This is a genomic window from Bacterioplanoides sp. (assembly GCF_965226395.1).
In the GTDB taxonomy this organism is placed as follows: Bacteria; Pseudomonadota; Gammaproteobacteria; order Pseudomonadales; family Oceanobacteraceae; genus Bacterioplanoides.
In genome coordinates this window covers 1,453,764-1,475,444 of record NZ_OZ245358.1, presented here as the reverse complement: position 1 = coordinate 1,475,444, position 21,681 = coordinate 1,453,764, and the positions used below count along the sequence as shown (strand labels likewise).

Below are 21,681 nucleotides of genomic sequence, written 5' to 3'. Positions count from 1 at the left end.
AATGAAAAAAGAACGCTTACTGATTGTTGATGATGAAGCCTTTTATATTAAAGTGCTGGTTGAATTATTAAGCCCGGATTATCAGATCACACTGGCAAAAAGTGGCCAACAGGCGCTGCGATTACTGGAAGCAGATGAGCTGCCGGATTTAATTCTGCTAGATATTGTGATGCCGGATGAAGACGGCTATCAGATTTGCCAGAAAATCAAAAATAATCCCCGCCTTAAAGACATCCCGGTGATTTTCCTGACTGTGAAAGGGGAAGTTGAGGATGAAATAAAAGGTTTTGCCAGCGGCGCTTCCGACTATATTACCAAGCCGTTTTCACCACCCATTGTATGCGCTCGGGTTGCCACGCATCTGGCGTTACAGCAGTCTCGTCAACAACTGCGGGAATATAATGATCTGCTGGAGCAGCGGGTGCAGGAGCGCACTCAGGAAATCTCCCGCACGCAGGATATGGCGATTTATTGTATGACATCGCTGGCTGAAACCCGCGACAATGAAACCGGTATGCATATTCGTCGCACCCAGCATTATGTGAAAGCACTGGCAGAGCACTTACGCGATCAGGGGCACTTTCCGGATGTGTTGGATGATGCCTATATTGAATTGCTATTTAAATCGGCCCCGCTGCACGATATTGGCAAGGTCGGAGTTCCGGACCGTATTTTATTAAAGCCCGGCAAACTGGATGCCGACGAATGGCTGGAAATGAAAAAGCATTCGGAATATGGCAAAAGTGCTATTGAAACCGCCGAGAAAGAATATGGTGATTCCAGCTTTTTAGCTGTGGCAAAAGAAATCTGCTACAGCCACCATGAGCGCTGGGATGGCTGTGGCTACCCCTGTGGCCTGTATGGTGAGCAAATCCCACTGTCAGCCCGATTGATGGCCGTTGCAGACTGCTACGATGCGTTGATCAGCCGCCGGGTTTATAAAGACCCATTTCCGTTTGACAGTGCCCGGGAAATTATCTGCGAAGGGAAAGGCAGCCAGTTTGATCCGATGATGGTGGATGCCTTTGAAGCGATAGAATCCACCTTTATCGATATTGCGAAACGTTTTACTGACGACGCTTAGAGCTCGCTGGCCGCGGGCTCGATGTCACTGGCTTCTGTGCTGCCAGTTGTTGCGCAATCCCAACCCCAGCCTTGCTGCTTCTCAACCAGTGCTGCCGCCTTCTCTTCACAGTAACCTTCCAGGTTCTGTGCACTCCATAGCGTTTCGGTGCCAGCTTCTTTGGTGTACTGCACTTCACAAGGCAGCGGGCTGTCGCTGTCGCGATACACCACTTCAATGATGCGCGTCTGAGCGCCGTGATGGCAGGTGGTGCTGATATTTTCAAGAGCGAGGGTGTTGGTCGACAGAATCGCCAGAGCGGAGGTAATCAACAGAGCTTTCATGGGTCCTTCCTTTGGGTGATGATGGCTACCGCTTATTAAATAGGAATTGTGGCTGGGGTCAATATGTGGAGTGGGGGCGCTGTCACAGATTTAAGAATGCTCCTTTATTCACCAACGTTGCTCTTTATAAAGGGAGCCGATAGAAATATCATATTTCCTTAATATCTATAATGGCTTGCACAGGAACAGCTTTGGGTTGTTCCTGTGATGAAGAGAAGGGTTATATTAATCGACAGTTCTTATCGACCAAGGTGTTAAAAAATGTCGCGACATGTTATTGCAATCTGCAACATTACTAACTTCATCAGAAAATATCGTCTCAATAGTTTTATCCATTGCATAGGCTGATAAAATAATTGAAGCACTACTTTCTGATATGCTGCAAAACCAATGAGAGTTAGTAAAGTAAGCCAATAGATGGTTATCTCCACACTGGTCGGACCTAGTCATTACACTTATAACTTTTCCATAGCATTTTGTTCCCGCATTTGCTGATATTGCTCCGAGCAAGCATGCAACTAATAATAAAATTTTCATGATTCCCTCTAAATTTAATATTTTTAATAATATGATTTTACAGGCTATATCAACCCTGCAAAGATTTAGGTTTTACTACGTGGCTCATCACCAAATAGCACCAGTAATTTTATCCAAAACAGCCAGCAATAAAAAAGCCCCGATATGTCTCCATATCAGGGCTTTGATGATTCAACCAGAAAAGCAAAAACTTAGTTTTTGCCACCACGCATTGAGTCAAAGAACTCATCGTTGGTTTTAGTCTGACGCAGTTTATCCAACATAAACTCAATCGCCTGTACGTCTTCCATCTCGCTCATCAGCTTACGCAGAATCCATAGACGTTGCAGGTCAGCTTCTTTAAACATCATGTCTTCACGACGGGTGCCGGAGCGACGGATGTTGATCGCCGGGTAGATGCGTTTTTCAGCAATCTTACGATCCAGGTGTAATTCCTGGTTACCGGTACCTTTAAATTCTTCGAAGATCACTTCGTCCATCTTAGAACCGGTATCCACCAGTGCCGTAGCGATAATGGTTAATGAACCACCTTCTTCGACGTTACGGGCAGCACCAAAGAAGCGCTTTGGTTTTTCCAGTGCGTTGGCGTCCACACCACCGGTTAATACTTTACCGGAGGACGGCACCACGGTGTTGTAAGCACGCGCCAAACGGGTAATGGAGTCCAGCAGGATCACCACGTCACGTTTGTGTTCAACCAGACGCTTGGCTTTTTCGATCACCATTTCAGCCACCTGAACGTGACGGGATGGTGGCTCATCGAAGGTCGATGCCACCACTTCACCGCGTACTGAGCGCTTCATTTCGGTGACTTCTTCCGGACGCTCGTCAATCAGCAGTACGATCAGCTCAGCTTCCGGGTTGTTGCGGGTAATCGCCTGTGCGGTAGTTTGCAGCAGCATGGTTTTACCGGCTTTTGGCGGTGCTACGATCAGACCACGCTGACCTTTACCAATCGGTGCAATCAGATCCAGTACACGAGAAGACAGGTCTTCAGTAGAGCCAGTGCCCACTTCCAGTACCAGACGCTCATCCGGGAACAGCGGTGTTAAGTTCTCGAATAAGATTTTAGATTTGGCATTTTCAGGTTTGTCGTCGTTAATTTTGGCGACTTTAAGCATCGCAAAATAACGCTCGCCGTCTTTTGGCGGGCGAATTTTACCTTCAATTTTGTCACCCTTACGCAGGTTGAAGCGACGGATCTGACTCGGTGATACGTAGATATCATCCGGGCCTGCCAGATACGAGCTGCTGGCGCTACGCAGGAAACCGAAACCATCCTGAAGGATCTCAAGTACACCTTCACCGTAGATATCTTCACCACTTTTGGCGTGGTTTTTAAGAATCGCAAAGATGATGTCCTGCTTACGAGTACGGCTTACGTGCTCCAGGTTCATTTCTTTAGCGATGGCTAACAGCTCAGGGACAGATTTGAGTTTCAGATCGGAAAGATTCATACAGGTAGGTTTGTTTGTTAGAAAATTAAGGGCTTTAAAATAAAGAAGAGGCGCCAGGACGGCGTTGAATGATTAACGACTATAGACAGGAATTCTCAGGGTGTCTACAGCCAAACCGCATAAAAAGGCGATAAGGCGGCTTTTTATGCGGTTCTTATGCAGTTCCCAAGCAAAAACACTTGGGCGGCAACAGTCTTATAAAGATTGTTCAATAAAAGCAGTCAGCTCAGATTTGCTCATCGCACCAATCTTGGTCGCTTCGGCGTTGCCGTTTTTGAACAGGATCAGCGTTGGGATAGAACGAATGCCAAACTTAGGCGCAGTCGCTTCGTTCTGGTCGATGTTCAGCTTAGCGATTTTCAGCTTGCCTTCGTATTCTTCTGCAATTTCTTCCAGTACTGGAGCAATCATTTTACAAGGGCCACACCACTCAGCCCAGAAATCCACCAGTACTGGCAGGTCAGAGCCCAGTACGTCAGCGTCAAATGAGTCGTCGGATACGGTCAGGATTTGGTCACTCATGTGTTTCCCCTATGGATATTGTGTGTCAGTTTATCAGCCGATAGCACGTAAATTGTACAAAGCTGCGGCGTATTGTACGCCCGCATTGTCCGGAATCAATTCGAGATTCTGTGTCAGACGTGTATTCTTCTGAGTATCAGTGTTCCATTTATATAGTGTCAGAAAAAACAAATTCAAGAGCCTCTTATGTCTGAAACACCAATTACTGCTTCTGATTCCACCTCTCACACGTCGCTTGCGGATGGCGCGGTACAGCCGTCTGATGATCTGATCGCCGCAATTGATTTAGGTTCCAACAGTTTTCATATGGTGGTGGCGCAGGAGTTTCAGGGTGAAATCCGCACGTTAGAAAAACGTGGCCAGAAAGTTCAGCTGGCGGCCGGTCTGGATGACAACAATCAGCTGTCGGAAGCCGCACAACAGCGCGGACTGGAGTGTTTGCGCGAATTTGCTCAGCGGATTCAGGGCATGAATCCGGAGCGGGTCAGTGTGCTGGCCACCAATGCGCTGAGAGCGGCCCGTAATCGGCAGGAATTTATTGTGCGCGCTGAAGAAATACTGGGCTATCCGATCGAGGTCATTGCCGGTCGTGAAGAAGCGCGCCTGATTTATCTCGGGGTATCTCATACGCTGGCCGACGATCAGGGCAAGCGTTTAGTGGTGGATATTGGTGGTGGCTCTACTGAATTTATTATTGGCTCGCGGTTTGAACCGAAAGCATTGGAAAGTCTGCACATGGGCTGTGTGTCGTTCACCCAGCGCTTCTTTAAAGATGGTTTAATTACCGCCAGCCATTTTCAGGAAGCAGTGAATGCCGCTCGCCAGGAGCTGCAGAATATTGAATCGGCCTATAAAAAACTGGGCTGGAAAAATGCGGTGGGGTCATCCGGTACTATTCGCGCGGCCGAGCAGGCGGTGATGGAAAATGGCTGGAGTCAGGAAGGGCTGACCCGCGACGGCCTGAATCAGTTACGCCAGCGATTACTGCAATTTAATCATGTAGACGAGGTGGATCTGCCGGGCGTTAAACCGGAACGGGCTCAGGTGTTTATTGGCGGCATGGCTATTTTAACCGCCATCTTTGATGCCTTTGATATCGAGGTCATGACCTACTCCGACGGCGCGCTGCGTGAAGGCGCGTTATGGGATCTGGTTGGCCGTTCCACTCATGAAGATGTGCGTAATCGGGTGGTGCACTCCCTGATGGAACGTTTTTATGTGGATGAAGCGCAGGCAGAACGGGTCAGAGACACAGCTTTGCAGTTATTTAAACAAGTGAAGAAAGACTGGCGACTGGCAGGCAGCTGGAAGCACTGGTTGGCCTGGGCGGCACAACTGCATGAAATTGGCCTGAGCATCGCCCACGCCGGATTCCACAAGCATGGCGCTTACTTGCTGCGCTATTCCGACTTACTGGGTTTTACCCGCCAGGGCCAGGCAACACTGGGCTTTCTGGTACGCAGCCATCGCCGCCGTTATCCGCTGGAAGATATGGCGGTGTTATCTTCCACTCAACGCGATACGGTACTGAAGCTATCGCTGTTATTACGCCTGGCGGTGCTGCTCAATCATAGCCGTGGCGCGCACCCGGTGCCGACGCCGGAATTACAGCTGGGCGAACAGGCAATCGACCTGATTTTACCGGCAGGGTGGCTGGAACAGCACCCAATGACGGCCCGGGATTTGGCTTCTGAAGTGCAATACTTCGGCGAAATCGACTGGCAACTCAGCTTCCGCTGAGTGCCGTTGGTTGTTATTGAAACAGCCTTTAGGTCATAAAAACCGCCCTTGTAGCAGCGATAGTTTTGTAAAAATCACAATTTGTCCGACTGGTCAGCTTTTGCTGGCACCGCATTTGCTAAACCTCTCTATACTTTTTTATCCGACTGAACGGTTTGGGTGCATATACAGCGTTTTTCGCCAGAAAAATGCTCATAAGCCCAACAATCAAAAGAAATAATCAACCATTTTGGGGCAATTTAGATTCTTTCTGCTCTTTTTTGGTGCGCTCTGGCTCTGGGTCCTTGATTCTGAAACCAGGCGCTGAATGTGAGGATGATGTGAATATAGCGTTAAATGCAGGCGCCGCCTCCGGTTGCGATAGCTCTCCAGCCTCCGGTCGTTATCCTGGCTTAGATACCCGCCGCTGGCTGGCGCGCTTTAGTGCCGAGTTTTCAGCGCAGCACGGCGACACGCGTTTAGGGAAGACCGAACACTTCGGCCCGTTACGAGTCCAGCGCCCGTTTTTTCCGGAAGGCCCGACCTGTTTGCATTTTTATCTGTTGCACCCGCCGGGTGGCCTGGTGGGTGGCGATCAGCTGTCGATTGATCTGAGCTTAAGCGATCGTGCCCATGTACTGATGACCACACCATCAGCCGGTAAGGTTTATAACAACATCAGTGGCATTCCTCAGGGACAATATGTCTCGCTTGAGGTTAACGATGGCTGCATTCTGGAATATCTGCCGCAGGAGAATATTGTTTTTAATGGTGCCGACGGTCAGCTCACCACCACCGTAAATATTCAGGGCGATGGTTTATTTGTTGGTTGGGAAATTACCTGCCTGGGTCGGTTTGAAAGCGAGCAGTTTTTTGAACAAGGTCAGCTGACACAAAGCCTGATGTTATTACGGGATGGCTTGCCACTATTTTCTGACCGGCTGCAACTGACCGCTCCGTCTGCTTTGCAAAGCAGTGAAGTTGGGTTTCAGGGTTTTCATGTGTTCGGCACGCTGCTGATTAATCGTGATGTGATGGATCAGAGTGAGCAAACCGATGATGCAGTACTGCAGTGGCAGGAAACTATTAATCAGGACGCTCGTGAATTAACCGTTGCGGTTACGCAAAAGCCGGGTGTATTTATTGTTCGGGTATTGGGCAATAAAGCGGAGCAGGTGCGTAATAGTTTTGAGCAGTTATGGGCGCAATTACGTCGGAATGTGATTAGTAAAGAGCCTTGTGCTCCACGAATCTGGCGTACGTAAAAATATGTGAGCCGTTGAAATATTGAAGTGTTGTCTGCAGGGGCCCATCACATGGATGTGATGGATTAGCCTTCATGGATGAACTTGTAGCGCCCCGAAAGACAATACTTCAATGTTTCATACGTTTTGCTAAACAGAATTATTAAAAATTAATTTAGAAATAAGACTGGAGAATAAACGTGGAACTGTCTCCCAGAGAAAAAGATAAATTACTGCTGTTTGTTGCGGCTGAACTGGCGCAAAAACGCAAAGACCGTGGCGTAAAACTCAACTACCCGGAAAGCATTGCCTTAATCAGCGCTTTTATTATGGAAGGTGCGCGCGATGGCCGAACCGTTGCCGATTTAATGAATGCGGGTCGTCAGGTATTAAGCCGAGATGATGTGATGGATGGTATTGCTGAGATGTTGCCGGAAGTGCAGGTGGAAGCAACTTTCCCGGACGGTACGAAACTTGTCACCGTCCATAACCCAATTGCCTGAGAGCTAGCTGCCTCAATAACGTTTTCAAAACGTATAAGGAGAAAGAAATATGATTCCAGGTGAAATTATCTGCGCCGACGGCGATATCGAAATTAATGTAGGTCGTAAAACGGTTGAAGTGGAAGTGGCTAACACGGGTGACCGTCCAATTCAGGTGGGCAGTCATTACCATTTTTACGAAACTAATTTAGCGTTGCGGTTTGAACGCGAAGCCACAAAAGGTTTTCGTTTAAATATTGCTGCGGGTACAGCGGTGCGTTTTGAGCCGGGCCAGGTGCGTACGGTAGAACTGGTTGAATACGCTGGTAAAAAAGAAGTTTATGGGTTCCGTGGCGATGTAATGGGCAAGGTTTAACAGGGTGAAAACTACCTGCGTTTTCACTGGCCTGTTAAATAAAAAATAGGGGAGATTTAAGATGGCTAAAATTGATCGTCGCGCTTATGCCGATATGTACGGCCCAACCGTGGGTGACAAAGTTCGTTTAGGTGACACTGAGTTATTTATTTCGCCAGAAAAAGATTACACCGTTTACGGCGACGAAGTGAAATTTGGTGGCGGTAAAGTCATTCGTGACGGCATGGGGCAAAGTCAGGCACTCAGTGCCGACGTGCCGGATACCGTGATTACCAACGCATTAATTCTTGATTATTGGGGCGTAGTTAAAGCCGATATCGCGATTAAAGCCGGACGCATTACCGCCATTGGTAAAGCGGGCAACCCGGATACTCAGGAAGGTATCACCATTGAAGTGGGTGCTGGCACTGAGGTAATTGCAGGTGAAGGCCAGATTGTGACACCGGGCGGCATCGACGCGCATATTCACTTTATTTGCCCACAACAAGTTGAAGAAGCCTTAATGAGTGGCGTCACCACTATGTTGGGTGGCGGTACTGGCCCTGCGACGGGTACCAATGCAACAACTTGTACGCCAGGCCCATGGCATATTGGCAAGATGCTGCAAGCGGTTGAAGATTTACCGATGAATATTGGTTTCTTAGGTAAAGGTAACGCCAGTTTACCGGGGCCGCTCAACGAGCAAATTGAAGCCGGGGCTATTGGTTTAAAATTACACGAAGACTGGGGCACCACTCCAGCGTCGATTGATAATTGTTTATCGGTGGCGGAAGAATACGATGTGCAGGTGGCGATCCATACTGACACCTTAAATGAATCCGGCTTTGTTGAAGATACGCTGGCGGCATTTAAAGATCGTGTGATTCACACTTACCACACCGAAGGTGCCGGTGGTGGTCACGCGCCAGATATTATTAAAGCGTGTGGCTCGGATAATGTTTTACCGTCGTCCACCAACCCAACCCGCCCGTACACGGTCAATACCGTCGATGAACATTTGGATATGTTGATGGTGTGTCACCATTTAGATCCGAATATTCCGGAAGACGTCGCCTTTGCTGATTCCCGTATTCGTCGTGAAACCATTGCGGCAGAAGATATTCTGCATGATCTGGGTGCGTTCAGCATGATCTCGTCGGACTCTCAGGCGATGGGCCGTGTTGGTGAAGTAATTACCCGTACCTGGCAAACCGCTCATAAAATGAAAGTGCAGCGTGGTGCCTTACCGGAGGATTCTGCTGATAACGATAACTTCCGTTGTAAGCGTTATATCGCGAAATACGCCATTAACCCGGCGATTACCATGGGTGTTGCGCACGAAGTTGGTTCGATTGAAGTGGGTAAATTAGCAGATTTGGTTTTATGGAAGCCTGCATTTTTTGGCACTAAGCCTTCGTTAATTTTAAAAGGCGGCATGATTGCGGGCGCACCGATGGGTGATCCAAACGCTTCCATTCCAACGCCTCAGCCAGTGCATTATCGTCCGATGTTTGGTGCGATGGGCAAAGCGGTGCATGAAACCAGCATCAGTTTTGTGTCTAAAGCGTCGTTAGAAAAAGGCACGCTGGAACATCTGGGCCTGAAAAAACAATTAAGTGCGGTGCGTGATACGCGTTCGATTCGTAAAGCGGATATGAAATTAAATGATTATCAGCCGGTGCTGGAAGTTGATCCGCAAACTTATGTGGTGACGGCGGATGGTGTTGAATTGAAGTGTGAGCCAGCGACGGAATTGCCGATGGCGCAGCGTTATTATTTGTTTTAAGAGCAATTAAATTGTAAAGCGAGAGATTGAAATATTAGCTTACGGGGTGCTACCAGTTCGTCCCTGAAGGCTAACCCATCACATCCATGTGATGGACCCCTTCAGCTAATACTTCAATTTCTCACTGATGATATGAGCAAGGATTAATTGTTTGTTAAACAACCTTCGGCAGCATGGATGCTGCGGACGAGCCTCCAGGGATGGATTCACGGCGTGTTGTGTACAAATAATTAAACCTTGCTCTGAGAAGTGTGAACCAGAAAACATATGAAAATTTTTACTCAATTAGCTGAAGGCACATTGGCTGCGGATACACCGTCAGCAGAAGTTGTGTGCCTGACGTTTGATGATCGCAAACGTGGCCGTTTAAAAATCCAAACCGAATCTGGTTTGGATGCGGGCATTCAGATTGAACGTGGCCAGGTGTTACGCCACGGCACGGTATTAACCAATGCCGACGGTGATTTTTTAATTGTGAATGCCCAAAGCGAAAAAGTATCCACTGCACACGTTGAAGACCCAACCCTGTTTGCCCGTGGTTGTTACCATCTGGGTAATCGCCATGTGCCATTACAAATTGGCGAAGGCTTTTTACGCTTTCAGGAAGATTATGTATTAGACGATATGCTGCACGGTTTAGGCATTCACGTGACCCATGAGTTGGCAACCTTTGAGCCAGAAAATGGGGCCTATGCTCCGGGTACGGGTGGTCATCATCACCATCATGGCGATGACGATCATTCGCATGGCCATTCACATAGCGGCTCACATAACCACGGCCATGCTCATTCACATGGGCACAGCCACTAATGACGACACAAAACGCGGCATCGTTATTGGCGTTATTACATATCTCCAGTCCGGCACTGCCAGTGGGAGCGTTCGCGTATTCCCAAGGGTTGGAATACGCATTGGATAAAGGTTGGTGTAATAACCGAGATGATGTACAGCGCTGGATTGAGCACAGTGTTGAATTTGGTTTAGGGCAATTGGATTTACCGCTGTACTTGCGTCTTTATCGTGCCTGGAAAAATCAGGACTTTGCTGCGGTGAATCATTGGAATCAGTTATTGCTGTCGTTCCGAGAGACCAAAGAACTGTATCTGGAAGATATTCAGGTGGGTGGTGCGTTTGCTCAATGGCACTTGGGTCAGTGTGAAGAGGGACAGAACCCAGAACGTCAAAGTTATTTAGATCATTGCCCGCAACCGACGGTTGTGGCGATGAATGCGCTGGCGGCGGTGTTATCGGATATTGATGAGCAAACAGCGTTATTAGGGTTTTGTTGGAGCTGGGCTGAAAACCAGATTGCCTGCGCCAGCAAAGCCATGCCAATGGGGCAGACCGATGGCCAGAAAATATTGCAGCAATTAATTCCGTTATTAACGCGGGTATGTGATGTCGCACAAAACATTGAAGATGAACAAATAGGAACGGGATTAATGGGATTGGCGATGGCGTCGTCGCTGCACGAGCAGCAGTATTCTCGTTTATTCCGCTCCTGAAGCCACGAGCGAGACTTTTACAATGACTGCTTTAGAAAAGTTAACCTTGCTCATGATGATTAATAACAGTGAATGTTGAGGTATTGACTGCAGGGGTCCATCACATGGATGTGATGGATAAGCTTTCAGGGACGAACTTGTAGCGCCCCGGAAGAAAATACTTCGATGTTCACTGATTGGGTTTAGAAAATCGAATAATAGATATTTAAAAATTAGTTTTTAAAATCAGGTAGAAAAATGAAACAAGTATTGCGCGTTGGTGTGGGTGGCCCGGTTGGTTCCGGCAAAACCGCACTGTTAGAAAAAATCTGTCAAACCATGCGCGAGCATTACAATATCGCCGTGGTAACCAATGATATTTACACCAAAGAAGATGCCAAATTCCTGATGCGCAAAGAGGCATTAGAAGAAGACCGCATTCTGGGTGTTGAAACCGGTGGCTGTCCACATACCGCTATTCGTGAAGATGCGTCGATGAACCTGGCCGCGGTTAAGCAACTACAAGATGCCCATGATGGTTTAGAAATGGTGCTGGTGGAAAGTGGTGGCGATAACTTATCGGCAACGTTCAGCCCGGAATTATCCGATTTAACCATCTATGTGATCGATGTGTGCGCCGGTGATAAAATTCCACGTAAAGGTGGCCCGGGTATTACCAAATCGGATTTATTAATTATTAATAAAGTCGATATTGCCGAGCACGTAGGGGCATCGTTGGAAATTATGGATCGTGATACCCGCAAAATGCGTGGCGATCGTCCGTTTGTTCTGGCGAATGTTGAAACCACCAAAGGTATCGGTGAAATTATCCGCTTTATTATCGACCATGGCATGTTAGAAAAACGTGATTCGATTGAGCCTGCACTGGCGGCTATGATTCCAGGTCATGATCCAGCGAAAGATGGCAGTGTTGCCTCCACCCGTTCTGAATAAATTGTAAGAGGAAAATACGATGAATATTGTTAAAAAATCACTGCTGACGATTGCTGGTATCGCGGCTTCGGCTCAGGCATTGGCTCATGCTGATCACAGCCACTCCATTGGTGGTGTTTTCGCAAACCTGATGCACCAACTGACCGAGCCAGATCACCTGGCCATGATTATCACTGGTGTGGTTGTTGCTGTTGTGGGTTATAAGTCGTTAAAAAAGAAAAGTGCTGAAGACTCTAAAGACTTTTAATGCTTAATTAAAATGTCGACAGCATAAAAAATGCCCGCTTGATTTTGATAAATCAGCGGGCATTTTTCATAGTTGGAGAGTTGTTTGGCTGAAGAATGCTTTAGGCTGCACCAATATCATCCTCAATTTATACTTTTGCCTTCTTGTGGTGCGTGTAATTAAGTGTTTATCTGAAATATTGGCTCTATTGCCCCGAAATAATCAAACAATGCTTTAAAAACAGGCATTTAAAAAATTGGTACACCCCTTGCTCTAGGTTATTCAGCTTTAAAATACCTGACCAAAAATTGAAATACGTTATCTGACGTACCCTATAAAAAATGGTCGGAATTCATTTAAACAGTCCGCATAAAAGGATGAATAATCATGAAAAAGACTGGATTTAATGTTCTGAAAAAAGCAAGCAAAGTCATGGCAATCAGTGCATTGGCTGCTGGTGTGAGTCTGGCAAATGCTGCTGACACAATTAAAGTGGGTGTTTTGCACTCGTTGTCAGGCACCATGGCCATCTCCGAAACCACATTAAAAGATACCGTATTAATGATGGTGGAAGAGCAGAACAAAAAAGGCGGACTGTTAGGTAAAAAACTGGAAGCAGTTGTGGTTGACCCGGCTTCTAACTGGCCTTTATTTGCGGAAAAAACCCGTGAATTATTAGAAAAAGAAGAAGTCGACGTTATCTTTGGTTGCTGGACGTCTGTTTCCCGTAAATCTGTTTTACCTGTTGTTGAAGAATTAAATGGCCTGCTGTTCTACCCGGTTCAGTACGAAGGTGAAGAGTCTTCTTATAACGTTTTCTACACTGGTGCCGCGCCTAACCAACAGGCAATTCCAGCGGTTGATTACCTGATGGAAGACGGTGAAGTTGAGCGCTGGGTATTAGCGGGTACCGACTACGTTTATCCACGTACCACCAATAAAATTTTAGAAAGCTACCTGAAGTCCAAAGGCGTTGATGAAAAAGACATCATGATCAACTACACGCCATTTGGTCACAGCGATTGGCAAACCATCGTTTCTGACATTAAAAAGTTTGGTAGTGCAGGTAAAAAGACCGCCGTTGTTTCGACGGTAAATGGTGATGCCAACGTTCCTTTCTACAAAGAATTAGCCAACCAGGGCATCAGCGCTGAAGATATTCCGGTTGTTGCTTTCTCAGTGGGTGAAGAAGAACTGTCCGGTTTTGATACCTCTCCATTAGTGGGCCACTTAGCGGCCTGGAACTACTTCCAGAGTGCTGAATCCGAGACTAATGATAAGTTCATTGAACAGTGGCAGGCTTACACTAAAGATGAAGATCGCGTAACCAATGACCCAATGGAAGCGACCTATATTGGTTTCCAAATGTGGGCAAAAGCGGTTGAAAAAGCCAAAAGCGAAGACGTCGATAAAGTACGTGCAGCCATGTATGGCATCGAAGTGCCTAACCTGACCGGTGGCATCGCGAAAATGAATGAAAACCACCACCTGTCTAAGCCAGTATTAATTGGTGAAATTCAGGATGATGGTCAATTCGATATCGTTTGGAAAACCGACGAAGTCGTTAAGGGTGATGCCTGGACCGATTACCTGCCAGAGTCTGCCAACCTGATCTCCGATTGGACAGCACCGGTTAGCTGCGGTAACTACAACACCGTAACTAAGAGCTGTGGTGGCGCTGCGGTAGCCGCGGAGTAATTGCAATACCATTAGCGTGTAATAAGGAGCCTGATGTCAGGCTCCTTATTTTTTGCCCGCTTATTGATCTTTATTGGACAACTCGTCCAACCTTATATTCGAAAAGGGATATTCCCATGCGCGTAACTCAATCTCTCTCGATTTGGTTATTGGCTCTTCTTCTCTCTATTGCAGGTCCGTTACAAGCTCAAACAGAAAGCATTGAACCGACCGATGTATCAGGCAATAACGAGCTTGAGCTACTGGCACAACAGTTACCTAGTGCCAACTATAAGAAAAAGGCAAATATTATTGATCAGATATCTGAGGTATCTGACGAAAAAACACTGACGCTACTCCAGGCAATGCTGGATTCAGAGCTTTATTATCGAAAATCCGACAAGTTATTGGTGTTGGTCGAATCCTTTAAATCCGAACAGGGCATTAAACAGGCCTTTGGTGACCAGCCTGTTGAAAATATCGGCAAACGTAAATTCAAAAAAATTGGCGTAAATAATAAAATTCGCCGTCAGTTACGTTCGGCGATTGCATTAATTCAGATTTCATCCGGCAATGATGAGCAGCGCTTTAATGCCGCGCAAAATCTGTTAAAAGCACCGGATTCAATCGCGTCTGAAGAACTGAAAAAACTGATTAAGGCTGAAGAAAGACAAAAAGTTTCTGACGTTTTATTGCTGTCTCAGGCGTTACAGAACCTGAACAGTGCTGACGCAGATACCCGATCACAAGCAATTAGCGCGTTAGATCGTTCGTTATATTCCGAAGTGCGTGTGGCCTTGAGTAAATTTGTTGATGGTTTCTCTGAAGAGCAACAGAAAAGCCGTGCTGATGAATATCAGCTGGCCACGAAAACCATCGAAAATATTGATCAGTTATTAAAACTGAACAGCTATGCCGAAAATCTGTATTTTGGTCTGGCTTTGGGCGCAGTACTGCTCCTGGCTGCCATTGGTCTGGCCATTACTTTCGGGGTGATGGGCGTGATTAATATGGCCCACGGTGAAATGATTATGCTGGGTGCGTATACCACCTATGTGGTACAGCAGTTAATGCCGGATTCTATTGGTATGTCGTTGGTTGTTGCGATCCCGGCTGCGTTCTTGGTGAGTGGCTTAGTGGGTGTGTTAATTGAGCGCTCGGTGATTCGTCATTTATACGGCCGCCCATTAGAAACTTTACTGGCAACCTTCGGTATCAGCCTGATTTTACAACAAGCGGTACGTTCTATTTTTGGCCCATTAAACCGCGACGTAACAACTCCGGATTGGATGGCGGGCACCTTTATGGTTAACCCGGCGTTGGAACTCACCTTTAACCGGTTATACATCATTATTTTCAGCTTATTGGTACTGGCGGCTTTGGCGCTGGTGTTAAAACGAACCTTATTTGGTTTACAGATGCGTGCCGTGACCATGAATCGTCCGATGGCAAATTCTATGGGTATTCGTACCGGTTGGGTGGATGCGCTGACCTTTGGTTTAGGCTCCGGTATTGCTGGCATTGCTGGTGTGGCATTAAGCCAATTAACCAATGTTGGTCCGAACTTAGGTCAGGCTTATATCATCGATTCCTTTATGGTGGTGGTATTTGGCGGTGTGGGTAATTTATGGGGCACTCTGGTTGCTGCCATGTCTCTGGGTGTGGCGAATAAATTCTTCGAACCACTGGCCGGTGCGGTATTAGCAAAAATTCTGGTGCTAGTATTTATTATTTTATTTATTCAGAAACGACCACGAGGGCTGTTTGCTCTGAAAGGTCGTGCCGTCGAGGGGTAAGTTGCAGAATAATATATCCGGTATTTTCCCGCTCGGCACGCGGTAGATACATCCATGTACGCTCGACTGCCGCATCACTGCGGCAGACGGCCGAGCAGAAAAGCACCGGATATATTCTTTAGTAGTCAATACCATCGAATATTCAGCCTGATTGTATTGGAGCTGCAATACAGTCAGGCGATAAGGGAAATCTTTATGAAAGATATAAAACTTGGGCCAATCACTTCATTATTGGCCAACGACAAAGCCGGGCAGCGATTGATTATTGCTATTCTGGCGCTGGCGATTATTGTTCCTTTCTGCAATCTGGTATTTCCGGAAGGATCCATTTTCCACGTCTCCACCTACACCATGACATTGCTGGGCAAATACTTGTGTTATGCCTTGTTAGCGCTGGCAGTGGATTTAATCTGGGGCTACTGCGGTATTCTCAGCCTGGGTCATGGCGCTTTCTTTGCTCTGGGTGGTTACGCCATGGGTATGTACCTGATGCGTCAGATTGGCGACCGTGGTGTTTACGGTAATCCGGAATTACCAGACTTTATGGTGTTCCTGAACTGGACAGAATTACCCTGGTACTGGTTTGGTTTTGATCAGTTTTGGTTTGCCGCCATTATGATTCTGGCTGCGCCGGGTATTCTGGCGTTTGTTTTTGGTGCGCTGGCTTTCCGCTCCCGGGTAACCGGCGTGTATTTATCCATTATTACTCAGGCTCTAACCTATGCCTTAATGCTGGCCTTCTTCCGTAATGATATGGGCTTTGGCGGCAATAATGGCTTAACCGACTTTAAAGATATTCTGGGCTTTGACCTGCAAGCAGACACAACTCGTGCGGCATTATTTATTGCCTCGGCGCTGGCGTTAATTCTGGGTTATTTAATCAGTCGCTTTATTGTTGACTCTAAACTGGGCCGTGTTCTGGTTGCTATTCGCGATGCTGAAAGTCGTACCCGCTTTATTGGCTATCGGGTTGAGCACTACAAACTCTTTGTGTTTGTGGTGTCCGCCATGCTGGCTGGTGTGGCCGGTGCCTTATATGTCCCTCAGGTGGGTATTATTAATCCGGGTGAATTTGCTCCGATTTTATCCATCGAGATGATTATCTGGGTGGCGGTTGGTGGCCGTGGCACCTTATACGGTGCTGTGATTGGTGCCTTTATTGTGAACTATGCCAAAACCTATTTTACCGGTGCATTTGCTGAGTTGTGGTTATTCCTGTTAGGTGGCTTGTTTGTGTTATCCACCTTATATCTGCCAAAAGGTGTAGTGGGTTTAGTACAACAAATCAAAGAGAAACGGGCAGCAAAACAATTGGGCGATAACGCTGCTGATGATATTCCGGTAATTCCTCAAGGAGGTAACTCATGAGTCAGGCACCTCTGCATATTGAAAATCCATCAGTCTTGTATCTGGATGGTGTTACCGTCAGTTTTGATGGTTTTAAAGCTTTAAACTCCTTGTCTTTGTTAATTGAGCCGGGAGAAATGCGCGCCATTATTGGCCCGAATGGTGCCGGTAAAACCACCATGATGGATGTCATTACCGGCAAAACCAAACCCGATGAAGGCACCTTGTTATTTAACAATCATCACGATCTGACCCAATACGATGAAGCTGCGGTAGCGAACTTAGGTATTGGCCGGAAATTCCAGAAACCGAGTGTCATTGAAAGCTTAACGATTTTTGAAAATCTGGAAATGTCGTTAAAAGGGGGTCGTTCTGTCTGGCAGGCATTACGCCATAAATTATCGTCAGCACAAAAGAACAAACTAGATGAAATTCTGGGCATGATTGATCTGGGCGATCAGTTGCACAATCTGGCGGGCAATTTATCCCATGGTCAAAAACAATGGTTAGAAATTGGCATGTTGTTAGGCCAGGAGCCGGAGTTGTTATTAATTGACGAACCGGCTGCGGGTATGACTGATGAAGAAACCATGAAAACCGCCGAGTTGTTTAAAGAGCTGGCGAAAAGCCATTCGCTGATGGTGGTCGAACACGATATGGACTTTATTGATGCGCTGGATTGCCGGGTCACGGTACTCAATGAAGGCAGCGTGTTAGCGGAAGGATCATTAGCCTCAGTTAAGGCCAATGACGAAGTGATTGAAAAATACCTCGGAAGGTAGGAGCGACGATTATGTTACGAGTCAACCAATTAAACGTCGCCTACGGAGCTAGCCAGGCGTTATACGATGTCAGTCTGCAAGCTGAAATTGGCAAGGTCACCTGTGTGTTAGGGCGTAATGGGGTGGGTAAAACCACCTTAATGAAAGCCTTATCCGGGCAACTGGATACCATGAACGGTCAGATTCGCTGGCTTGATGGCCAGCTGGATGGGTTGTCCCCGGCGGATCGGGCGCGTCAGGGTGTTGCTTATGTGCCTCAGGGGCGCGATATCTTTGCTCAGCTGACGGTGGAAGAAAATCTGCAAACCGCATTTTCAGCCTTGCCACGCAATCAGCGTTATATCGATCCGGAAGTGTTTTCGTTATTTCCGGTGTTACAACAAATGCTGAAGCGTCGCGGTGGTGATTTATCCGGTGGTCAGCAACAGCAGCTGGCCATTGCCCGGGCGTTATTACTGCGCCCTAAATTACTGATTCTGGATGAACCAACCGAAGGCATTCAGCCGTCGATCATTAAAGATATCCAGCGGGTGATTGAGCTGCTGCGCGATCGCGGTGAAATGGCCATTGTGCTGGTTGAGCAGTATCTCGATTTTGCTGCAGAGCTGGCGGATGAGTTTATTATTCTGGAGCGTGGTCGTGTTGTTGCTTCAGGTGCAGGTCATGAATTAAAAACGTCTGAACAGGCCCGTGAACTGCTGGCGATTTAATACAAATTATCATGGCCTGTTAACAGGCCATGATAAAGATCGCCAGCAACCAGGCTTTAATCGGCTTTCTTCTCTAATTCGGCTAAGCGCTGCTCCAGCTCAACTAATTGAGCCTGGGTGCGGCGCAGTACCTCCAGCTGTATTTCAAATTCTTCCCGGGTCACCAGATTGGCATTGGTTAACAATGACTGTAACTGGCCATGAATCAACAGCTTTATATCTTCCGGAATCCCTGGTGTTGGTAACTTCTCCAGAAACTCATCGGCCATTTGTTTGATTTGAGTAGGGTTGATCATGTGCAGCTCTCAGCCAGTTGTCGATATTGACCCATATTGTACCAGTGAATGGTATTTGTCCGCACAAAGCTGGTCAGGCGCGCCATTTTAACGCTACTCTGGGTTTGGCGTTCGCTTTTGGTGCTGGATGTGACTTAAGTGTGCTCTAAACTGGTGCTGCCCGCTATTCGATGCACCACAATGAAATCACTTTTCTTTGCAAATTCAGGAAACCTGATCGTAAGAGTCTGTTTTTCTGCGGTTTTTAAAAGTTGGCACAACCGCTGCTAATAGCTAACGACAGAATTAAAACGGTGCATCAGCACCACTAATAAAGTTTGAAAATAACTGCGAAGGAAAAGAACGATGAAAAAATTAACTCAAGCAATTGCTCTGGCTGGTGTAATGGCAGCAGCGGTACCAGCGGTACAGGCAGAAGTTGAAGTATCAGCATCTGCTGCGGTATCTAACATGTACCTGTGGCGTGGTCAGGATCTGGGTCAAGGTGTTCCAGCCGTTTCTGGTGACCTGACGGTTAGCACTGGTGGTGCTTATGCAGGTGTTTGGACTTCATCAGGTGACTCTGCTTTAGGTCAGGAATACGATTTGTTTGCTGGCTTCGGTGGTGAAGCGGGTGACTTTAGCTATGACGTAAGCGTTTGGTCTTATGTTTACTCTGGCGCATCTGAAGAAATCGATGGTGGCAATATCGCTCGTACTGATTCTCGTGGTAACACCTTTGATGCAACTGATCTGATTATTTCTGGTGCTTATGGCCCAGTATCAGCTTCTTACTATTATGTACTGGCTGGTGACGAAGACTACAGCTATGCAACTCTGGGTGGCGAATACGAGCAATTCTCAGCAACTCTTGGTGTAGCTATGCACAGCGAAGATGATTCTGCTGAATACACTCACTTAGATCTGAGCTATGCCTATAACGACAACATCTCTTTCACTCTGAGCAAAATTATCGATCAGGATGCTGATCTGGATGATGGCGAAGAAGGTTTTGATGAAGACGTAAAAGTTGTTGTGTCTTATAGCCTGCCTATCGAGCTGTAAAAAGCATACAATGGCCCGTGCCCCCGCATGGGCCATTGATCACACTGAATTTTTTCGAACATTCAACTTAAGGGGTTTTCTATGAAACTCATAACTGCTGTTGTAAAGCCGTTCAAGCTGGACGATGTGCGTGAAGCACTGTCTGAGATCGGCGTTCAGGGCATCACAGTGACCGAAGTAAAAGGTTTTGGTCGTCAGAAGGGCCACACTGAACTGTATCGTGGTGCTGAATACGTGGTGGATTTCCTGCCTAAAGTAAAAATTGAGGTCGCTATCTCTGATGACCTGGCTGACAAAGTGATCGAAGCCATCACGAAAGCAGCGAACACCGGCAAAATCGGTGACGGCAAAATTTTTGTAACTGCTCTGGAACAAATCATTCGTATCCGTACCGGTGAAACCGGCGCAGACGCAGTTTGATGCTCAATTAAGAGCACTGTTTTAAGAACATCGAATAACATCTAAAGCCTAATGCGGGGGGCTTAGCATGGAACAAAATCTGAATCATATTTATGAACTTCAATACGCCATGGACACCTTTTATTTTCTGGTGTGTGGCGCATTAGTAATGTGGATGGCGGCCGGTTTCGCCATGTTGGAAGCGGGCCTGGTTCGCTCTAAAAACACCACAGAAATTCTGACTAAAAACGTCGCCCTGTTTGCCATTTCGTGCACCATGTATCTGGTATGTGGTTATGAGTTTATGTACGGCGGCGGTTTCTTCTTAAGCGACACTGACAGTGTTGCAAGCATGACTGACGAAGCTGTAGCAGGCGTACTGGCCGCTTCTCATGAAGCTGGCTTCGGTGGCGATTCTGTTTACTCTGGTGCTTCCGACTTCTTCTTCCAGGTTGTATTCGTAGCAACGGCTATGTCGATTGTTTCTGGTGCGGTTGCTGAGCGTATGAAGCTGTGGGCTTTCCTGGCATTCGCAGTGGTAATGACCGGTGTTATCTACCCAATGGAAGGTAGCTGGACCTGGAATGGCGATGCGGTATTTGGTCTGTATGAGCTGAGCTACTCTGACTACGCGGGTTCCGGTATTGTTCACATGGCAGGTGCAGCAGCAGCTCTGGCGGGTGTATTACTGTTAGGTCCACGTAAAGGTAAATACGGCCCGAACGGCGAAGCACGTGCAATCCCGGGTGCAAACCTGCCTCTGGCAACTCTGGGTATGTTCATCCTGTGGATGGGTTGGTTCGGTTTCAACGGTGGTTCTACTCTGAAGCTGGGCGGCATCGCGGTAGCTAACGAAGTGGCCAGCGTATTCCTGAACACCAACGCAGCAGCAGCGGGTGGTCTGATTGCCGCTCTGATTACTGCTTACGTTCTGTTCCGTAAGGCGGATCTGACTATGGCTCTGAACGGTGCTCTGGCTGGTCTGGTTGCAATCACAGCTGAGCCTGCAGATCCAAGCCCATTCCTGGCAACCATCATTGGTGCTCTGGGTGGCGTTCTGGTTGTGTTCTCTATCCTGACTCTGGACAAGCTGAAAATTGATGATCCGGTAGGTGCTATCTCTGTACACGGTGTTGTTGGTATCTGGGGTATCTTCGCGGTACTGCTGTCTGACGCTGATGCAACCTTCATGGGTCAGCTGGTTGGTATGTTAACCATCTTCGTCTGGGTATTCGTAACTTCTCTGATCGTATGGAGCATCATCAAAGTTGTGATGGGTCTGCGTGTTACTGAAGAAGAAGAGTACGAAGGTGTGGATCTGTCTGAGTGTGGTATGGAAGCATACCCAGAGTTCACTGCTTCTAAGTAATCTGAAGTAGCCTCAACTCAACAGCATCTTAGCTGATTAAAAACCGCCCTGATTTATCAGGGCGGTTTTTGCCGTTTTGATGGAGCTG

At 47.2% G+C, this 21,681-nt stretch carries 23 protein-coding genes; 18 read left to right on the top strand and 5 right to left on the bottom strand.

Annotated elements, in window-relative coordinates:
• The first annotated feature begins 1 nt into the window (after position 1).
• Positions 2–1,084 carry an HD-GYP domain-containing protein gene (locus tag ACO05E_RS06690; RefSeq protein WP_419812205.1) on the top strand — a complete coding sequence of 361 codons (1,083 nt, stop codon included), beginning with the start codon at positions 2–4 and terminating at the stop codon, positions 1,082–1,084.
• Here the strand turns inward: ACO05E_RS06690 and ACO05E_RS06685 are convergent.
• From ACO05E_RS06685 to trxA, 4 genes are all read right to left on the bottom strand, one after another.
• Positions 1,081–1,407: a hypothetical protein gene (locus ACO05E_RS06685; protein WP_419812204.1), complete on the bottom strand. Its 327-nt coding sequence runs from the start codon at positions 1,405–1,407 to the stop codon at positions 1,081–1,083. The genes ACO05E_RS06690 and ACO05E_RS06685 overlap by 4 nt on opposite strands.
• A 225-nt stretch (positions 1,408–1,632) precedes the next feature.
• Positions 1,633–1,944, bottom strand: coding sequence for a hypothetical protein (locus ACO05E_RS06680; protein WP_419812203.1), 312 nt, complete (start codon positions 1,942–1,944; stop codon positions 1,633–1,635).
• A 191-nt stretch (positions 1,945–2,135) separates the two neighbouring features.
• On the bottom strand, positions 2,136–3,401 hold the full coding sequence (gene rho / locus ACO05E_RS06675) for a transcription termination factor Rho (protein WP_419812202.1): 1,266 nt from the start codon (positions 3,399–3,401) through the stop codon (positions 2,136–2,138).
• A gap of 195 nt (positions 3,402–3,596) precedes the next feature.
• On the bottom strand, positions 3,597–3,923 hold the full coding sequence (gene trxA, locus ACO05E_RS06670; RefSeq protein WP_255858040.1) for a thioredoxin TrxA: 327 nt from the start codon (positions 3,921–3,923) through the stop codon (positions 3,597–3,599).
• Between the two features lie 186 nt (positions 3,924–4,109).
• Between trxA and ppx the strand changes: the two genes are divergently transcribed.
• The 14 genes from ppx to urtE all read left to right on the top strand — a co-directional run bounded on the left by ppx (position 4,110) and on the right by urtE (position 18,485).
• Entirely contained in the window at positions 4,110–5,663 is a 1,554-nt protein-coding gene (gene ppx, locus ACO05E_RS06665) for an exopolyphosphatase (protein ID WP_419812201.1), read from the top strand.
• 320 nt (positions 5,664–5,983) lie between these two features.
• A complete protein-coding gene (locus tag ACO05E_RS06660; RefSeq protein ID WP_419812200.1) occupies positions 5,984–6,907 on the top strand; it encodes an urease accessory protein UreD in 924 nt (307 codons plus the stop codon).
• A 179-nt stretch (positions 6,908–7,086) separates the two neighbouring features.
• The gene (ureA, locus tag ACO05E_RS06655) at positions 7,087–7,389 is read left to right on the top strand and encodes an urease subunit gamma (RefSeq protein ID WP_255858043.1); all 303 of its coding nucleotides are present in this window, start codon (positions 7,087–7,089) and stop codon (positions 7,387–7,389) included.
• 49 nt (positions 7,390–7,438) lie between these two features.
• Entirely contained in the window at positions 7,439–7,744 is a 306-nt protein-coding gene (locus tag ACO05E_RS06650) for an urease subunit beta (protein WP_419812199.1), read from the top strand.
• Positions 7,745–7,805: 61 nt separating this feature from the next.
• The gene (ureC, locus tag ACO05E_RS06645; RefSeq protein ID WP_419812198.1) at positions 7,806–9,509 is read left to right on the top strand and encodes an urease subunit alpha; all 1,704 of its coding nucleotides are present in this window, start codon (positions 7,806–7,808) and stop codon (positions 9,507–9,509) included.
• A gap of 267 nt (positions 9,510–9,776) precedes the next feature.
• Positions 9,777–10,319 carry an urease accessory protein UreE gene (ureE, locus tag ACO05E_RS06640; RefSeq protein WP_419812197.1) on the top strand — a complete coding sequence of 181 codons (543 nt, stop codon included), beginning with the start codon at positions 9,777–9,779 and terminating at the stop codon, positions 10,317–10,319.
• The gene (locus tag ACO05E_RS06635) at positions 10,319–11,014 is read left to right on the top strand and encodes an urease accessory protein UreF (RefSeq protein WP_419812196.1); all 696 of its coding nucleotides are present in this window, start codon (positions 10,319–10,321) and stop codon (positions 11,012–11,014) included. Before ureE ends, ACO05E_RS06635 begins: the two co-directional genes overlap by 1 nt.
• A 237-nt stretch (positions 11,015–11,251) precedes the next feature.
• The gene (ureG, locus tag ACO05E_RS06630) at positions 11,252–11,947 is read left to right on the top strand and encodes an urease accessory protein UreG (protein ID WP_419812195.1); all 696 of its coding nucleotides are present in this window, start codon (positions 11,252–11,254) and stop codon (positions 11,945–11,947) included.
• 19 nt (positions 11,948–11,966) lie between these two features.
• Positions 11,967–12,194 (top strand): HupE/UreJ family protein, encoded by a 228-nt coding sequence (locus ACO05E_RS06625; RefSeq protein ID WP_419812194.1) that lies wholly within the window; start codon positions 11,967–11,969, stop codon positions 12,192–12,194.
• A 411-nt stretch (positions 12,195–12,605) separates the two neighbouring features.
• A complete protein-coding gene (urtA, locus tag ACO05E_RS06620) occupies positions 12,606–13,871 on the top strand; it encodes an urea ABC transporter substrate-binding protein (RefSeq protein ID WP_419813667.1) in 1,266 nt (421 codons plus the stop codon).
• 116 nt (positions 13,872–13,987) lie between these two features.
• Complete coding sequence (gene urtB, locus ACO05E_RS06615; protein WP_419812193.1) at positions 13,988–15,646, top strand: urea ABC transporter permease subunit UrtB; 1,659 nt, start codon at positions 13,988–13,990, stop codon at positions 15,644–15,646.
• Positions 15,647–15,841: 195 nt separating this feature from the next.
• Positions 15,842–17,014: an urea ABC transporter permease subunit UrtC gene (gene urtC, locus ACO05E_RS06610; protein ID WP_419812192.1), complete on the top strand. Its 1,173-nt coding sequence runs from the start codon at positions 15,842–15,844 to the stop codon at positions 17,012–17,014.
• On the top strand, positions 17,011–17,775 hold the full coding sequence (gene urtD / locus ACO05E_RS06605; RefSeq protein WP_255858052.1) for an urea ABC transporter ATP-binding protein UrtD: 765 nt from the start codon (positions 17,011–17,013) through the stop codon (positions 17,773–17,775). Before urtC ends, urtD begins: the two co-directional genes overlap by 4 nt.
• A gap of 11 nt (positions 17,776–17,786) precedes the next feature.
• Positions 17,787–18,485 (top strand): urea ABC transporter ATP-binding subunit UrtE, encoded by a 699-nt coding sequence (urtE, locus tag ACO05E_RS06600; protein WP_419812191.1) that lies wholly within the window; start codon positions 17,787–17,789, stop codon positions 18,483–18,485.
• A gap of 56 nt (positions 18,486–18,541) precedes the next feature.
• On the opposite strand, the gene ACO05E_RS06595 is transcribed toward urtE, so the two are convergent.
• A complete protein-coding gene (locus ACO05E_RS06595; RefSeq protein ID WP_419812190.1) occupies positions 18,542–18,781 on the bottom strand; it encodes an accessory factor UbiK family protein in 240 nt (79 codons plus the stop codon).
• 345 nt (positions 18,782–19,126) lie between these two features.
• On the opposite strand from ACO05E_RS06595, the gene ACO05E_RS06590 reads away from it, so the two are divergent.
• From ACO05E_RS06590 to ACO05E_RS06580, 3 genes are all read left to right on the top strand, one after another.
• The gene (locus ACO05E_RS06590; RefSeq protein WP_419812189.1) at positions 19,127–19,825 is read left to right on the top strand and encodes a TorF family putative porin; all 699 of its coding nucleotides are present in this window, start codon (positions 19,127–19,129) and stop codon (positions 19,823–19,825) included.
• Positions 19,826–19,906: 81 nt separating this feature from the next.
• Complete coding sequence (gene glnK, locus ACO05E_RS06585) at positions 19,907–20,245, top strand: P-II family nitrogen regulator (RefSeq protein ID WP_419812188.1); 339 nt, start codon at positions 19,907–19,909, stop codon at positions 20,243–20,245.
• Between the two features lie 67 nt (positions 20,246–20,312).
• The gene (locus tag ACO05E_RS06580; protein ID WP_419812187.1) at positions 20,313–21,593 is read left to right on the top strand and encodes an ammonium transporter; all 1,281 of its coding nucleotides are present in this window, start codon (positions 20,313–20,315) and stop codon (positions 21,591–21,593) included.
• The last annotated feature ends 88 nt before the right edge of the window (positions 21,594–21,681 follow it).

What these genes read in the sequence shown, in the direction of transcription:
- ureC (WP_419812198.1), top strand. Translation starts at nt 7,806, where the DNA reads ATGGCTAAAATTGATCGTCGCGCTTATGCCGATATGTACGGCCCAACC.
- ACO05E_RS06685 (WP_419812204.1), bottom strand. Translation starts at nt 1,407, where the DNA reads ATGAAAGCTCTGTTGATTACCTCCGCTCTGGCGATTCTGTCGACCAAC.
- ureE (WP_419812197.1), top strand. Translation starts at nt 9,777, where the DNA reads ATGAAAATTTTTACTCAATTAGCTGAAGGCACATTGGCTGCGGATACA.
- urtC (WP_419812192.1), top strand. Translation starts at nt 15,842, where the DNA reads ATGAAAGATATAAAACTTGGGCCAATCACTTCATTATTGGCCAACGAC.
- ACO05E_RS06690 (WP_419812205.1), top strand. Translation starts at nt 2, where the DNA reads ATGAAAAAAGAACGCTTACTGATTGTTGATGATGAAGCCTTTTATATT.
- ACO05E_RS06580 (WP_419812187.1), top strand. Translation starts at nt 20,313, where the DNA reads ATGGAACAAAATCTGAATCATATTTATGAACTTCAATACGCCATGGAC.
- ACO05E_RS06635 (WP_419812196.1), top strand. Translation starts at nt 10,319, where the DNA reads ATGACGACACAAAACGCGGCATCGTTATTGGCGTTATTACATATCTCC.
- ppx (WP_419812201.1), top strand. Translation starts at nt 4,110, where the DNA reads ATGTCTGAAACACCAATTACTGCTTCTGATTCCACCTCTCACACGTCG.
- urtA (WP_419813667.1), top strand. Translation starts at nt 12,606, where the DNA reads ATGGCAATCAGTGCATTGGCTGCTGGTGTGAGTCTGGCAAATGCTGCT.
- trxA (WP_255858040.1), bottom strand. Translation starts at nt 3,923, where the DNA reads ATGAGTGACCAAATCCTGACCGTATCCGACGACTCATTTGACGCTGAC.
- ACO05E_RS06595 (WP_419812190.1), bottom strand. Translation starts at nt 18,781, where the DNA reads ATGATCAACCCTACTCAAATCAAACAAATGGCCGATGAGTTTCTGGAG.
- ACO05E_RS06590 (WP_419812189.1), top strand. Translation starts at nt 19,127, where the DNA reads ATGAAAAAATTAACTCAAGCAATTGCTCTGGCTGGTGTAATGGCAGCA.
- rho (WP_419812202.1), bottom strand. Translation starts at nt 3,401, where the DNA reads ATGAATCTTTCCGATCTGAAACTCAAATCTGTCCCTGAGCTGTTAGCC.
- ACO05E_RS06650 (WP_419812199.1), top strand. Translation starts at nt 7,439, where the DNA reads ATGATTCCAGGTGAAATTATCTGCGCCGACGGCGATATCGAAATTAAT.
- glnK (WP_419812188.1), top strand. Translation starts at nt 19,907, where the DNA reads ATGAAACTCATAACTGCTGTTGTAAAGCCGTTCAAGCTGGACGATGTG.
- ureG (WP_419812195.1), top strand. Translation starts at nt 11,252, where the DNA reads ATGAAACAAGTATTGCGCGTTGGTGTGGGTGGCCCGGTTGGTTCCGGC.
- urtD (WP_255858052.1), top strand. Translation starts at nt 17,011, where the DNA reads ATGAGTCAGGCACCTCTGCATATTGAAAATCCATCAGTCTTGTATCTG.
- urtE (WP_419812191.1), top strand. Translation starts at nt 17,787, where the DNA reads ATGTTACGAGTCAACCAATTAAACGTCGCCTACGGAGCTAGCCAGGCG.
- ACO05E_RS06625 (WP_419812194.1), top strand. Translation starts at nt 11,967, where the DNA reads ATGAATATTGTTAAAAAATCACTGCTGACGATTGCTGGTATCGCGGCT.
- ACO05E_RS06680 (WP_419812203.1), bottom strand. Translation starts at nt 1,944, where the DNA reads ATGAAAATTTTATTATTAGTTGCATGCTTGCTCGGAGCAATATCAGCA.
- urtB (WP_419812193.1), top strand. Translation starts at nt 13,988, where the DNA reads ATGCGCGTAACTCAATCTCTCTCGATTTGGTTATTGGCTCTTCTTCTC.